Here is a 14,051-nt window from a genome sequence, read left to right as displayed (position 1 = left end):
GCTACAATTGATTTTGATATGTATCAACAAAAGTTAGTTTTTTAGGTGGTAAATGCAGTATTAGCTGTTATATTGCTGTTAACAGCCCAATATTGGGAAAGTGCTTAAGTTTTGGTGAGTTTTATGACCTTCAGCCTAATGGATAGGCAACGCTAAGCCACTGAAAAATGTAAAGACAAATTTATACTCATAGACGTGTTTTTCCAGATAATCATACCAACAACCACCTAACTGGAAACGGCCTATGGGTTCAGTATTTTTATTTTAATACTTTAGGTAGCAAATATGCAGACCCCACACATTTTGATCGTTGAAGACGAGATTGTCACACGTAATACGCTGAAAAGTATCTTTGAAGCGGAAGGTTATGTTGTTCATGAAGCCACCGACGGTGAAGAAATGAACAATGTTCTTTCTGAACATGACATCAACTTAGTGATCATGGATATTAACTTACCAGGCAAAAACGGCTTACTGCTGGCTCGTGAACTACGTGAGCAAGAAAGTATCGCATTAATGTTCTTAACTGGTCGTGATAACGAAGTTGATAAGATTCTTGGTCTTGAAATCGGTGCTGATGACTATATCACCAAACCATTCAACCCACGCGAATTGACTATCCGTGCACGTAACTTACTGTCCCGTACTATGAATTTAGCGGGTGGTACAGAAGAACGCCGTCTGGTTGAGAGCTATAAGTTCAATGGTTGGGAATTAGACATTAATAGCCGTTCTTTAGTAAGCCCTGCTGGTGAGCACTACAAATTACCACGTAGTGAATTCCGTGCAATGCTTCACTTCTGTGAAAACCCAGGCAAAATCCAAACTCGTGCAGACTTGCTGAAGAAAATGACTGGTCGTGAGTTAAAACCTCATGACAGAACAGTCGATGTGACTATCCGTCGCATTCGTAAACACTTTGAGTCTACGCCAGATACCCCAGAAATCATTGCCACCATCCACGGTGAAGGCTACCGTTTCTGCGGTGATTTAGACGAGTGATTTCATTCTGATTAATAAAAAACCGGCGCAAGCCGGTTTTTTATTGGAACTTAAAATACCAAAAACATTATTCCAATTCTAAAAAATTAAAACTGAAAGTCATTCAAAAATCGCCACTCATTTTAAACATAATCAGTGGCGATTTTTATATTAAAGCACTATCACCACGGCATAATTGGCACGGCGCTTAGCGCATTTTTAGGCGAGCCGTCGATCATCTTATCGGAATAGGTCAAATAGACGAGTGCATTACGTTTTGGGTCGTAAAAACGAACCACTTGGAGCTTTTTAAATACCAGTGACGTTCTCTTTTGGAAAACCACCTGCCCTTTTTTCGGGTTACGTTTCACTCGTTCATTTAGCTCAATAGGGCCCACCTGTTGGCAGGAAATGGCAGCATCCGAGGTATCTTCAGCTAATCCAAGCCCACCTTTAATCCCACCCGTTTTTGAACGGCTTAGGTAGCAAGTCACATTGTCCACATCCGGGTCATCAAAGGCTTCTACCACTATCTTATGGTCAGGTCCAAGCACCTTGAATACAGTATCAACTGAGCCGATTTCCTCTGCGACTGCCATAAAAGATAGTGCAGACAACATTGATACCAAAATGAGGTTTTTCAGTGTATTACCTTTCGCAATACCTTTTTTAAATTTGGAAGAACCCATACAGTATTCCCTTTTCAGCTTAACATCTGAATTTTAAATAACCTAAACGGCAATAATTCTGTTTATTAACTAATTCTTAAATACAACTCATTTACTATAAACGAAAAAGGTAACTTGTTATAGAATAGCCACTCATTGATTACTCATATCTGTTCTGTGAGTCGTATTGCCTGGGGATATCCATGGATCAAACAAATATTATTCGCGACCTTCTTCGTTGGATAGATGATAACCTTGATAAACCATTGTCATTAGATAATGTTGCCGCGAGAGCGGGTTATTCAAAGTGGCATTTACAGAGAATGTTCAAGGATGTGACCGACCAAGCAATTGGTGCTTATATTCGCGCTAGACGCCTATCTCGTGCTGCGGTTGCACTGCGCTTAACGAGCCGTCCCATTCTTGATATTGCATTACAGTATCGATTTGATTCACAACAAACTTTCACTCGCGCTTTTAAAAAACAGTTCAATTTGACGCCTGCATTTTATCGCCGCACTGAAGAATGGTGCGCAACCGGTATTTGTCCACCGATCGTGTTAGATGAACATTCTCCATTGGATTATGAATTTGTCACGATGGTCGAGCAGCCATTGGTTGGTTTGGAGCAAAGTTGTTCCTATGTGCTTGAAGAGTGGTCAACCGCCTGCTCGCAAATGCGTCAATCTTTCTGGCGCTATTATTTAGAGCACACCACCAAAGTGGCTTCCGAAGTATTTGGTTTGCATCATGCGATTCATAGTGCCGAGAAAGATGATGAGCAAACGGTGTTTTACACCACCGCAGTGAAACCCGAAGATGCGAGCTTTAGTAACACCGAATATAGCCATGTTACGATCCCCGCAGGCGAATATGTGAAATTTAATTATCGCGGTGAGACGACGAGAGAAAGAATGCAGGAGTTCCTTTACCATGTTTATGGGGTCTACTTGCCAAAACTGAATCTCACTCGCCGCCCAGGCTATGATGTAGAACACTACAAAATCAAGAATGTGACGCACAATGAGATAACGGATACAGATCCAAGAACTCACATTGAAGCATTTAGCTATTATGTTCCGATCAAAAAAACAGAAACTCACTAAACACTCGAACCAAGGCGCTTCATACACTGAAACGCCTTTTTCTTTTTCGCTGTTTGATTTATTAACGTGAAGGCTACTTCAGCTCCCTCTCAGTCGAGGCATGAGGAGAAATGACACAGGCTGTTGTTGCTTTTTGTCAGCCCAACAATTGATGTGATGTGGTGTACAGCCTAACAAGAAAAAGAAAGCTAAAACAAAATAACAGCGAGCATTTCTTCTCCCTCATCATCTAATCCAATTTCTTTGAAACCAAAAGATGCATAAAAAGACTTTGCTATAGGGTTTAATGGGTCATAACAGATTTCAATTTCATTTATCTGTGTGTCTTGTTTGATTTCACTTAAGGCCAACTCCATTGCCTTTCGCCCAATTCCAAGCTTCTGATGCGATTTATCCACCATGAAACGCCAAATCTCTATTTTAAGATCTGAGGCCTTTTTCCACATTAAAAAACCAACAGGTATATCACCATTGTAAATACCTCGAACAGTAAGGGTTTCATCATAAGCCGCTTCTACCAAAGAAAACATATTAGAAGCGACAAATTCTTCTTGGGTTTCAGTGACTTCAAGCATGATAATAGATTCATAATTTGATTTATCTATAGGCTTTAGATGGATATGCATATTTATCTCCCTCAAATTCATCACTCTATCAAGGTGTTTTAAGGTGATCAATTGTGAACGGTAGGAGTAGCACATTTGGAGCTAACAACATAGAAATGATCGAGTTAGCCACTCTTCAAATAGACGAGGATTTTGCAACTAGAAAGCAAAACTCAGCCCTCGAATATATCTTAAAATAAGAGACACTCTCTTCACTTATGCAAAAATCAGTCATATGTTTTCATTCGCCAACTAGAAATTCCTATTTAGCGGCTCAATGGCTGGCTAAGTCTTCAAAAAAACACTGGTTGTATTGGAGTGTGAGAGTTGACGCTAGCAGAGCGTATTATGTGGGCTTATGCTTATCCTCTATTTTTATTCCGAGAATGTACAATGACTAAAAAATTAATAAACCCTCCTTCTGTGTTTAATTCTTTACAGTATGGCTTTAGCCAAGCAATAGAAACAACAGGAACACGCCAATTATTCCTTTCCGGGCAGGTTGGTGTGAATGCTCAACAAGAAACCGTGGCAGGTGGAATGTATGAGCAAACAGTTCAATCGTTGATTAATATTGAGCATGTATTACGTGAAGCTGGCGGTGATTTATCCAACGTAACAATGTTGCGTATTTATATTAAGAATGGTTTTAATAGTCATGAAGAGCAGCTTGATATTGCAAATGCACTAAAAGAAAAATTTGGTGATTTCCCACCAGCGTCCTCTTGGGTGATCGTCTCAGGGCTTTCATTACCCGAATGGCTGATAGAGATAGAGGCTCATGCAGTTTTAGATTAGAGATATTGACTAGTCCTATAATAGGGGCACAAGTCACCAAACCTCTTCAAGTGTCTTTTCAAGGGTCTGAAACACCCAAAACAAAGGCGCTTCATACATTGAAACGCCTTTTTCTTTTTCGCTGATTTATTTCTTAACCTTGCTGTTCATCAAGAGCAGGCTGAGAAAGATGTGTCACCTCCCCCGCGGTTTCCACAATCCAGCCATTGGCTAACCATGGGCTATTTTGGTAATCAACGCGAGATAACGAGCAGTTACGCAGACGTAAACGTCGTGGAGAGTTTGCAGGCACACCTAAGATACGACTTAATAATGTACTGAGCGCCAAACCATGGCTGACCAATAAAGGACGGCTTCCTTCTGGTAGTTCAAGGCAATGATTTAACGCCGCAAACATACGCGTGAAAAGTTCATCCATCGATTCCCCTTCAGGAATACGTCCACCTTCAGCACCATTTATCAGGCTTTGGCGCCACTGTTCTTCCTGTTCAGACAGCGAGCCAATTTCTCGTTGCTCCAAGACACCCATATTTAATTCACGCAGACGCGGTTCTGTGATAATTTCACACCCGCACACTTGTGCAATAATTTGTGCAGTTTCAAGTGTGCGTCCCATATCACTAGTGATAATATGGGTAATACCTTCGGATTTAACCCGTTGAGCAACCTGCATGGCCTGTTGACGACCAAGTGAGGTCAGCGGGCTATCAGATTGTCCCTGTATGCGACGTGCAACGTTCCATTCAGTTTCGCCATGGCGAACAAGATAAACCTGTAACATAGATGTGTTCCGTTATTACTGTACAAAGTATGTGTTCAAAGGAAAATAATTAATGTACCAAGTTATAGCTGCAACGACGAATCCTGCCAAAATTAAAGCGATTCATCTTGCTTTCGATGCCGTTTTTGGGCCTGGCAGTTATCAAATTGAAGATATTAATGTCGATAGCAGTGTTCCACAGCAACCTATCGGTAATAATGAAACCCGTACAGGAGCAAGACAACGTGTGATGGCATCACGCCAAGTACGCCCAGAAGCTGACTTTTGGGTAGGTATTGAGGCGGGTGTTGAAGATGACATGACATTTGCATGGATTGTGATTGAGCACCATCAAATCCGTGGAGAATCACGCTCTGCCAGTATTATGATCCCAGAAAAAGTCCTTGCAGGGATCCGTGAAGGCCGTGAGCTGGGTGATGAAATGGCTGACCTTACTGGTATTGATAATATCAAACAACAAGGCGGTGCGATTGGCTTTTTCACCAATGGCGTGTTGACGCGCACCAGCGTTTATCAACAAGCACTCATACTGGCTTTAGTTCCTATTAAACACGAAATTTATAAAGAGCTAAATCACATAGAAGACTAATTATACTCAAAACGATTTAAAATGCATGTGGGGCTCTTAGCAATAAGAGCCCCACATTTATTTTTAGAGAATAATCATTGGCTGCTATAAAAGATAATCAAAAACTACAGTAGCTTAGATTCCAGCCACTCTTTTACCGGAATAGAGGCTGACTTCAAACTGTTTGAACCACGCGTAATGGTGGCAATGCCTACACCGAGCTCATTTTTTAATTCACGCTGGCTCATTTCACCGCGCATTAATTCTTGAACAATCCTAACGCGAGTCCCTAAAGCCGTCCGTTCATCCGGTGTGAGTAATAGCTGAAGAATCGAATCCTGTATATTTTGCTCAAAGGCCATTTGTAGCAATTCCACAAAACGTTGCCAATCCGCATTTTCATCGGCGGTTAACGCCGGGTCTGGTTTATATTCTACAGTCATCATCCCACCTTCCATACTATTAAACTAGTACAAATAATAGCACAGAACACTATTTCGTATAGTTAAAAATACAGTACTAATCTTGTTGGAGGTAAACCAAACCGACCAACAAGATCAAATCCTACACAAATTAATACTTCATATTCCATTCGTTCACGGATAACACATTACCTTTTTCACCTAAGAAATGTTTATAAAACAAATCATAAGAGAGAACATTCTTCACATAACCACGAGTTTCTGCAAACGGAATACTTTCCACAAAAGCTACCGCATCGATACGCCCTGCGCTGTTACCTAACCAGCGAGTCACTCGTGATGGGCCTGCATTATACGCCGCACTGGCTAAAATACGGTTATTACCAAATTGCTGATAAACATCGTCAAGATACGCGGTACCTAACTCAATGTTCATCACAGGGTTAGTCAGTTGCCCTGCGTTCACATAACCAGTGATGCCTTGTTTTTGCGCCGTATGTTTTGCTGTCGCAGGCATTAACTGCATTAAGCCTGTCGCGCCAACTGGAGACTGCGCTTGCGGGTTCCATGCGCTTTCTTGACGAGCAATGGCCATCGCATAGCTTTTTTGGATCATTTTACTGCGAGTGTAATTATCAAACTGTTTTTCCCATGCCAGCGGGAAACGCTCTTCCAGATGATCCCACAGTTTTGCGGTGATCGTGGCTTGAACGCTCAGATCTGCCCATTTATTATCGAAAGCATAACGGGCGAGCTGCTCTTGTTGATTAGGTGACATGGAAGAGACCAAATTGATCCACTCGGAGCGAGCCAGATTATCCATCTCCCAATACATTAGCTCACGGATGCGCTGAATTTGTGGCATGCTGTGAATACTGGAATCAGGTTTCACGGCTTTATTCACCATGACTGGGTAATCCATTTTTAACTGCTGAGCGGCAACCATTGGGTAGAATCCACGCTTCGACGTTAACTCTCGCAGTATGCTTTCACCTTCAGCCGTTTTACCTTGGTCAATCAAGGTGATAGCCTGCCAATATTGCCACTCTTCCTTATTTTTTACGTCGTTCGGCAGCTGTCGTAACCATGATGCTAATCCCGTTTTGTCCCCTTCTCCCAGCGCTAAACGTACACGGCGCTCTTTTAAAGAGGCTGAATTGGTTTCACGGATCACTTCATCACGCCACGTTGCCTGCTCAGGGGTAACATCAACCCCGATATATTGCCACGCAATGCTGTCTTTCATTTGCTGGTTTTCTGCCATATTCATTTTCTGGGCAGAGCTAATCCCTGCTAATGCAGTACGGGCTGCATCAGGGGATTGACGCGCATAGCGGCTAAATCCAGCTAATGTGGCTTGACGCGTAAAATCGGTCGGCGTCAATGTTTTCGCAAACGTGACAACCGAAGCGGGGTCATTTTGTAGTTTAACCAACGCATCAGAGATAGTTTTGTAACTGCTTGGTAAGCGTTTCGCGAGGTAAGTTGCCGTTGACGTATTACCATCTTTGATAGCAAGGTGAATACGCGCCAAAATCATATCCGTTGAAAGGTATCCGGCTTTTTCCCATTCAGTAAACAGTTTGTCACATGCAGCTGGCATGGAATTACCATTGAGCCACATTTTTTCAGCGCCCTGCCACGCGACCTGTTTATTTCCTGTCGCCCAATTCGCGAAATAGAAATTACATTGTGCTTCAGCAGGTTGTGGCGGCTCAGGGCTAAATGTCAATAACGATGTCCACTCTTGGCGACGCGCCAGCTCATTCACAAACCGGCTTTTGAGTGTTTTCGCCACAGGCAACGTTGGGTATGCATCGATAAATTCTTGCGCTTGTTTTGGCGAGATAATATCTAAATCTTGTGACAGCTCGCGGTATTCCAAATACGGATACAGCGGGTAATCACGTAAGGTTGGCAATAAACGCTCGACTTCATCCATTTTATTGGCATCCCAAGCAAGCTTAATTGCTTGATAACGTTCACGTTGTGCCTGTAAAGAATCTGCCCAGACTGTTGTGGATACCAACAGCATGGTGACCGGAACTGCCGCTAACCAACCTTTCATGTTTATTCGCTCCATCGCTTAAATCTTGTTAGAGATTGCTCTCAAACATACTCAAAGCATTCATTAGATATATCAATAATGTTAATGCTACCTAAAGTTTTCAGCCAGCGACAGAGGAGATTTCTTGAAATTATCGAGTTTACAATCCTTTACTTATTTGATTCGTTAATCCCAACAACACGGATAACCTAGACCAGCCTAGGGGCAATCGGGTATAGTTCATGACAAACCGTTTATGGCTGTTTTTCCTTGTGAATGGGTCACACTAGTTGATAAGGATAAAAAACAGAGAAAACTTAAAATTCCCTTTATAAAACAAAAGGTAAAATAAATTGGCTCAATACGTTTACAGTATGTATCGAGTGGGAAAAGTGGTTCCCCCGAAACGTCATATTTTAAAAAACATCTCTCTGAGCTTCTTCCCTGGGGCGAAAATTGGTGTTTTAGGTCTCAACGGCGCGGGTAAATCAACGCTACTGCGCATTATGGCTGGCATTGATACTGAGATTGAAGGGGAAGCACGCCCTCAACCAGGTATTAAAATTGGTTATCTGCCACAAGAACCGAAACTGAATCTGGAACATACCGTTCGTGAAGCGGTTGAAGAAGCGGTCAGCGAAGTTAAAAACGCTTTAACTCGCTTAGACGAAGTGTATGCGCAATATGCCGATCCAGACGCTGACTTTGACAAGCTTGCGAAAATCCAAGGCGAGCTAGAAGCCATTATTGCCGCACAAGACGGTCATAATTTAGATAACCAACTGGAACGTGCCGCTGATGCACTACGCCTGCCTGCTTGGGATGCTATTATTGGAAACCTCTCTGGGGGTGAACGCCGCCGTGTGGCTATCTGCCGCCTGCTGCTGGAAAAACCAGACATGCTGCTGCTCGACGAACCAACCAACCACTTGGATGCTGAATCCGTTGCTTGGTTAGAGCGCTTCCTGCACGACTACGAAGGTACCGTTGTGGCGATCACCCATGACCGTTACTTCCTCGATAACGTTGCAGGTTGGATCCTTGAACTTGACCGTGGTGAAGGTATTCCATGGGAAGGTAACTACTCTTCTTGGTTGGAACAAAAAGATGAGCGTCTGGCGCAAGAAGCGTCAACAGAAGCGGCTCGTCGTAAATCCATTGAGAAAGAACTTGAGTGGATCCGTCAAAACCCGAAAGGTCGCCAATCCAAAGGTAAAGCGCGTCTGGCTCGCTTTGAAGAGCTTAACAGCGTGGAATACCAAAAACGTAATGAAACCAGCGAACTGTTTATCCCACCTGGACCGCGTTTAGGTGACAAAGTTATCGAAGTGGAAAACCTGAGCAAGTCTTATGGTGATCGCGTTCTGATCGACAACCTGAATTTCTCGATCCCGAAAGGAGCAATTGTCGGGATCATCGGTCCAAACGGTGCGGGTAAATCTACCCTGTTCCGTATGATTTCCGGTCAAGAGCAGCCAGATTCTGGTTCAATCACCTTGGGTGATACCGTAAAAATTGCTTCTGTGGATCAGTTCCGTGATGCAATGGATGACAGCAAAACGGTGTGGGAAGAGATTTCCAACGGTCAAGATATCATGCGTATCGGCAACTTTGAAATCCCAAGCCGTGCTTACGTCGGTCGCTTTAACTTTAAAGGCGTTGACCAAGGTAAACGCGTAGGTGAGCTATCTGGTGGTGAGCGTGGTCGTTTACATCTGGCAAAACTGCTGCAAGTTGGCGGTAACGTATTGCTGCTCGATGAACCAACCAACGACCTCGACGTTGAAACCTTACGTGCACTGGAAAACGCCCTGTTAGAATTCCCAGGCTGTGCAATGGTTATTTCCCATGACCGTTGGTTCCTTGACCGTATCGCAACACACATCATTGACTACCAAGATGAAGGCAATATCACCTTCTTCGAAGGTAACTTCTCTGAATACGAAGATTACAAGAAACGTACTTTAGGTGCGGATGCACTGCAGCCACACCGCATCAAGTACAAAAAGATGACTAAATAATTCGTTTATTACGATCAAAAATGGCACCCTTGGGTGCCATTTTTTTATGCGGAAAGTGAATCATCCAGCATCAATAATTGCTGAACCAAAGAAACGCACTCTAAGAAACGTGAATCGTAGTCTGACGACTCCACATGCACAAATTCAATATTATTTTTCTTCAGCATTTCAATCAGTAATGTTTGAAATTCCATTCTGTCTTTATCACTGCCAAGGCTACGCAGACCATCCGCTACCCATGGAGTATTATTTTCCAGCAAGATAACGAGATCAAAACGGTATTCATCAATCAGCGCCTGCACAAATGGGTGTTCTTTCCCTTCATAGCGCAAACAGAATGCTTGCGTGGTGACAAAATCCGTATCAATAAACGCCACTTTATTCGCATATTTAATTGCAAAATCAATATATTGAGCGTGACCCAACGCAATTTTATCGTAATCAGAATATTGCAGCGCCATTTCATCGCCACCAAGGTGGCTAAACACATAATCGCGCCCATATTCCCACGCACTAGTGGTATTGAAGATATTGGCCAATTTATTGACGAGGGTGGATTTACCGCTTGATTCGCCGCCTAACACCGCCACTTTACGCACAAAGAATGGCTTCACTTCGGTTGGAATATATTCCCAATAGCGGAATGGCGCTTGGCGAATTTGGTTGCCGCTAATATTCATAAATGTGCGTTCAGGATCGATAAGAATAGTTTCGATCCCAAGGTATTTTTTATAACGATGCACATCGTGTGGCTCCCCGGAATAGATAAAGCTCGGGTTGATATTGTGCTTTTTCATAAAGCCTTTCATCCCGTCGCTCCACACTTCCCAACCGTGAGGGTATGGCTCTATCCCTTGCTCATCAAAAGAGTGAATATGAATATTTTTCTGATACTTAAAGGTTTGTAATAACCAACGCAGGCGGTCACTGACAGTAGGCTGTTGTGACATGGAGCTATTCACAAACAGCTCTTTATCACGAGGCTCATCATGACAGAGGATCACGTGCAACTCATCCACTTGGCTACAAGCCCGTTGAATCAAATAGATATGCCCTGTATGGAGTGGATAAAACTTACCGAAAACAACACCAATCGTTTTTTGTTGAAGCGGATACTCTAAGCCTAAAAAGCGATGAAGCGCCGCTATTTTGTGCGCGCTGGGGCTTTTAATTTTGTCATTAATTAACTGGCTGAGATAGCCTTTGGTCATCTCGGTCGCATCCGCTACTTGCTGCAATGTGTAACCCGCACCTTTGATGGCACTCTTTAGATAGTCAAATTCAGCCATATTATTTATCCTTTCGCTTTTATTCCCTTTTTAACAGAGAATCTTTTCTCTCGCTATCTCATCATTATCTGAACATTATATTATCTAAATGATCCGTGTTGTCGCTAGGCGCTAAGTGCCGCTAATCCCTAGGAGCATACACAAAGTATGTGACTAGGGTTAGCAAGCGCAAGCAACAACGCGACAGCGCGGAGCATGACGATAATTTAGAATTCATCGAGAATACTAAGCGCATCCGCCAACTTCTTCACCCCATACACTTTCATATCGGCTGGTAATTTCTTCGGCATATTGGCGTGAGGCACAATGGCGCGCTTGAAGCCATGCTTTGCAGCTTCGGAAATACGCTCTTGTCCGCTTGGAACTGGACGAATTTCCCCTGCCAGCCCCACTTCACCAAATACCACAAGGTCGCGAGGTAATGGACGATCACGAAAACTTGAAACCAACGATAATAGTAGTGCGAGGTCAGCACTGGTTTCCGTCACTTTTACCCCGCCCACTACGTTCACAAATACGTCTTGGTCAGACATTTGTAATCCACCGTGGCGATGCAATACCGCCAGCAAAATCGCTAAACGGTTCTGTTCCAGCCCCACCGCAACACGGCGCGGATTCGACATCATAGAATGATCGACAAGGGCTTGGATCTCCACCAGCAATGGTCGCGTACCTTCCCAAACGACCATCACAGAACTGCCCGAGGTAATTTCATCTCCACGGCTTAAAAAGATGGCGGACGGGTTGCTGACTTCTTTTAAGCCTTGTTCCGTCATGGCAAATACGCCCAGCTCATTGACGGCACCAAAGCGGTTTTTGTGGCTACGTAAGGTACGAAAGCGGTTGTCTGCATCCCCATCCAGCATAATGGAGCAGTCGATACAGTGTTCAAGCACTTTGGGTCCTGCCAGCGAGCCATCTTTGGTAACGTGACCCACCATAATAATCGCCACGCCGCGAGTTTTTGCGAAGCGAGTCAGATAGGCCGCAGTTTCACGCACTTGCGCCACACTGCCCGGCGAAGATTGAATATCCGCCATGTGCATCACTTGGATGGAGTCGATGACCATCAGCTTAGGTTGCTCTTGCTCTGCGGTCAGGCAGATTTGTTCGATACTGGTTTCCGACAGCATATTGAGTGAGTCGGTAGGCAGCCCTAATCGGTGGGCGCGCATGGCGACTTGCTGTAAGGATTCTTCCCCCGTGACATACAGGGTTTTCATATCACGTGATAGCAAGCACATGGTTTGCAGCAGCAAGGTACTTTTCCCCGCTCCGGGGTTCCCCCCGATAAGGATGGCACTACCTGGCACAACCCCACCACCCAGAACGCGGTCAAATTCTTTAAACCCAGTAGTAAAACGTGGTAGTTCTTCGAGGCTAATTTCAGAGAGTTTTTGGACTTTACTGACGCCCGCCGCATTACCGGCATAACCCGTCAGCCTATCCGTACGCGCCGTCGTCGTCGATGCCAAACGCACTTCCGTAATGGTATTCCATGCATTACAGGCACTACACTGCCCCTGCCAGCGCGGATAATCCGCCCCACACTCATTACACACAAATGCCCTTTTCGCACCTTTCGCCACAGCCACTCCTTAATCACCCAATAAAAATGTTTAACGCTTTATCTTTAAATCTTTAACTGACACAAGTTCTAATCTTCAAAATTATTCGCGTGACAACTAGGCGGCAAACGCAGACAGCCCTAGGAGCATACACAAGTATGTGACTAGGGTGGCTAAGAGCAGCCAACAACGTTGTCACGCTAAGAATGAAGAAGATTTTAGCGTTCTTCGTGCTTGAGGCCTCCGCTAAGGACACATAACACTCCCATCAGATCCGCATGCTTAATCCCCACTTTCGCCCTTGCAAACACTTTTGGTTTCGCGTGGTATGCAATCCCCAGTCCTGCTTTTCTGAGCATTTTCAAGTCGTTTGCTCCGTCACCGATGGCGACGGTTTGCTCCATTGGGATGTTCAATTTTTCTGCCAGTTTAACGAGGGTTTGCGCTTTGTATTTTGCATCGACAATCGCCCCTTTAACTTTACCTGTCAGTTTGCCATTTTTGACTTCGAGGTGGTTGGCAACTGCCGCGACCAGTTTTAATCGCTGGCGTAGGTTATCGGCAAAGAACGTAAATCCGCCGGAGGCGATGGCGATATGCCAGTCCATCGCTTGTAACTTACGAACTAAGCTGGTTAACCCCGGCATTAACGGCAAGGTTTCGAGCACTTGGTCGAGAATAGCCGCGTCGGCACCTTCAAGCAGCGCCACACGAGCACGTAGACTTTCTGTGAAATCGAGCTCCCCTTGCATGGCGCGCTCAGTCACTTCAGAGACTTGATCGCCGACTCCTGCCAGACGGGCGATTTCATCGATACACTCGATTTGGATCGCGGTGGAATCCATATCCATGAGTAAGATCCCTGGGGATCGTAAACGTGGGATTTTACCGAGTGGCACCACATCCAATTGGCTTTCATCTGCCAATTTTTTGATGCGAGGGGTAATGCTGCCCGCGATGCGCACAACTTGGTAATCATCAATGCGCCAAGAGGAGACAATCACAATCGCTATCCCTAAACGCTGCTGGAAATCACTGATACGTGCTTTATCTAAGCCGCGACCATATAACAACCACCCAGTGTCCCCTGCACGATAATCCAATGGCATCACCTCTTCACCACTTAGCGATAAGGGTAAACCCGGCCATTTTTGAATTTCATCAGGCAGATAACAGTAGGTCAAACTCGTTGGCATG

Annotated in this window: 13 protein-coding genes; 5 read left to right on the top strand and 8 right to left on the bottom strand. The window is 44.3% G+C overall.

All coding sequences use genetic code 11. The features are described from left to right. Positions 1–285: 285 nt before the first annotated feature. Positions 286–1,002 carry a two-component system response regulator ArcA gene (gene arcA, locus HFU86_RS03680; RefSeq protein WP_004905684.1) on the top strand — a complete coding sequence of 239 codons (717 nt, stop codon included), beginning with the start codon at positions 286–288 and terminating at the stop codon, positions 1,000–1,002. 161 nt (positions 1,003–1,163) lie between these two features. On the opposite strand, the gene creA is transcribed toward arcA, so the two are convergent. After that, positions 1,164–1,670: a protein CreA gene (gene creA / locus HFU86_RS03675; protein ID WP_132496142.1), complete on the bottom strand. Its 507-nt coding sequence runs from the start codon at positions 1,668–1,670 to the stop codon at positions 1,164–1,166. Positions 1,671–1,852: 182 nt separating this feature from the next. Here creA and robA point away from each other — a divergent pair, with 182 nt between their 5' ends. After that, positions 1,853–2,755, top strand: coding sequence for an MDR efflux pump AcrAB transcriptional activator RobA (gene robA, locus HFU86_RS03670; RefSeq protein WP_132496141.1), 903 nt, complete (start codon positions 1,853–1,855; stop codon positions 2,753–2,755). A gap of 188 nt (positions 2,756–2,943) precedes the next feature. Here the strand turns inward: robA and HFU86_RS03665 are convergent, their stop codons facing one another. Then, positions 2,944–3,381, bottom strand: coding sequence for a GNAT family N-acetyltransferase (locus HFU86_RS03665; RefSeq protein WP_132496140.1), 438 nt, complete (start codon positions 3,379–3,381; stop codon positions 2,944–2,946). Positions 3,382–3,753: 372 nt separating this feature from the next. Between HFU86_RS03665 and HFU86_RS03660 the strand changes: the two genes are divergently transcribed. Continuing rightward, on the top strand, positions 3,754–4,158 hold the full coding sequence (locus HFU86_RS03660; RefSeq protein ID WP_108479220.1) for a RidA family protein: 405 nt from the start codon (positions 3,754–3,756) through the stop codon (positions 4,156–4,158). A gap of 133 nt (positions 4,159–4,291) precedes the next feature. Here HFU86_RS03660 and gpmB read toward each other — a convergent pair whose 3' ends face one another. Next, positions 4,292–4,939 carry a 2,3-diphosphoglycerate-dependent phosphoglycerate mutase GpmB gene (gpmB, locus tag HFU86_RS03655; protein ID WP_187128743.1) on the bottom strand — a complete coding sequence of 216 codons (648 nt, stop codon included), beginning with the start codon at positions 4,937–4,939 and terminating at the stop codon, positions 4,292–4,294. Between the two features lie 52 nt (positions 4,940–4,991). On the opposite strand from gpmB, the gene yjjX reads away from it, so the two are divergent. Continuing rightward, entirely contained in the window at positions 4,992–5,528 is a 537-nt protein-coding gene (gene yjjX, locus HFU86_RS03650) for an inosine/xanthosine triphosphatase (protein WP_006657125.1), read from the top strand. A 104-nt stretch (positions 5,529–5,632) separates the two neighbouring features. Here yjjX and trpR read toward each other — a convergent pair whose 3' ends face one another. Together trpR and sltY are read right to left on the bottom strand one after the other, a co-directional pair. Next, positions 5,633–5,950 carry a trp operon repressor gene (trpR, locus tag HFU86_RS03645; RefSeq protein ID WP_132496285.1) on the bottom strand — a complete coding sequence of 106 codons (318 nt, stop codon included), beginning with the start codon at positions 5,948–5,950 and terminating at the stop codon, positions 5,633–5,635. A 130-nt stretch (positions 5,951–6,080) separates the two neighbouring features. Continuing rightward, positions 6,081–7,997, bottom strand: a complete 1,917-nt coding sequence (sltY, locus tag HFU86_RS03640; protein ID WP_187128742.1) for a murein transglycosylase — start codon at positions 7,995–7,997, stop codon at positions 6,081–6,083. Between the two features lie 332 nt (positions 7,998–8,329). Between sltY and ettA the strand changes: the two genes are divergently transcribed. After that, entirely contained in the window at positions 8,330–9,997 is a 1,668-nt protein-coding gene (gene ettA, locus HFU86_RS03635) for an energy-dependent translational throttle protein EttA (RefSeq protein WP_006662825.1), read from the top strand. 44 nt (positions 9,998–10,041) lie between these two features. Here the strand turns inward: ettA and nadR are convergent, their stop codons facing one another. From nadR to serB, 3 genes are all read right to left on the bottom strand, one after another. After that, positions 10,042–11,286 (bottom strand): multifunctional transcriptional regulator/nicotinamide-nucleotide adenylyltransferase/ribosylnicotinamide kinase NadR, encoded by a 1,245-nt coding sequence (gene nadR, locus HFU86_RS03630; RefSeq protein ID WP_036950251.1) that lies wholly within the window; start codon positions 11,284–11,286, stop codon positions 10,042–10,044. 206 nt (positions 11,287–11,492) lie between these two features. Next, positions 11,493–12,875: a DNA repair protein RadA gene (gene radA / locus HFU86_RS03625; protein WP_132496137.1), complete on the bottom strand. Its 1,383-nt coding sequence runs from the start codon at positions 12,873–12,875 to the stop codon at positions 11,493–11,495. A gap of 197 nt (positions 12,876–13,072) precedes the next feature. After that, the gene (gene serB, locus HFU86_RS03620; protein WP_036950248.1) at positions 13,073–14,050 is read right to left on the bottom strand and encodes a phosphoserine phosphatase; all 978 of its coding nucleotides are present in this window, start codon (positions 14,048–14,050) and stop codon (positions 13,073–13,075) included. Between the last annotated feature and the right edge of the window lies 1 nt (position 14,051).

It is taken from the genome of Providencia sp. JUb39 (assembly GCF_012272845.1).
In the GTDB taxonomy this organism is placed as follows: domain Bacteria; phylum Pseudomonadota; class Gammaproteobacteria; order Enterobacterales; family Enterobacteriaceae; genus Providencia; species Providencia lanzhouensis.
The sequence above is the reverse complement of the archived record's forward strand: the minus strand, read 5'-3'. Positions and strand labels throughout refer to the sequence as shown.

Coding starts and splice junctions, on each gene's coding strand:
- creA (WP_132496142.1), bottom strand. CDS start 1,670: ATGGGTTCTTCCAAATTTAAAAAAGGTATTGCGAAAGGTAATACACTG.
- nadR (WP_036950251.1), bottom strand. CDS start 11,286: ATGGCTGAATTTGACTATCTAAAGAGTGCCATCAAAGGTGCGGGTTAC.
- HFU86_RS03665 (WP_132496140.1), bottom strand. CDS start 3,381: ATGCATATCCATCTAAAGCCTATAGATAAATCAAATTATGAATCTATT.
- trpR (WP_132496285.1), bottom strand. CDS start 5,950: ATGACTGTAGAATATAAACCAGACCCGGCGTTAACCGCCGATGAAAAT.
- sltY (WP_187128742.1), bottom strand. CDS start 7,997: ATGAAAGGTTGGTTAGCGGCAGTTCCGGTCACCATGCTGTTGGTATCC.
- HFU86_RS03660 (WP_108479220.1), top strand. CDS start 3,754: ATGACTAAAAAATTAATAAACCCTCCTTCTGTGTTTAATTCTTTACAG.
- arcA (WP_004905684.1), top strand. CDS start 286: ATGCAGACCCCACACATTTTGATCGTTGAAGACGAGATTGTCACACGT.
- gpmB (WP_187128743.1), bottom strand. CDS start 4,939: ATGTTACAGGTTTATCTTGTTCGCCATGGCGAAACTGAATGGAACGTT.
- yjjX (WP_006657125.1), top strand. CDS start 4,992: ATGTACCAAGTTATAGCTGCAACGACGAATCCTGCCAAAATTAAAGCG.
- robA (WP_132496141.1), top strand. CDS start 1,853: ATGGATCAAACAAATATTATTCGCGACCTTCTTCGTTGGATAGATGAT.
- serB (WP_036950248.1), bottom strand. CDS start 14,050: ATGCCAACGAGTTTGACCTACTGTTATCTGCCTGATGAAATTCAAAAA.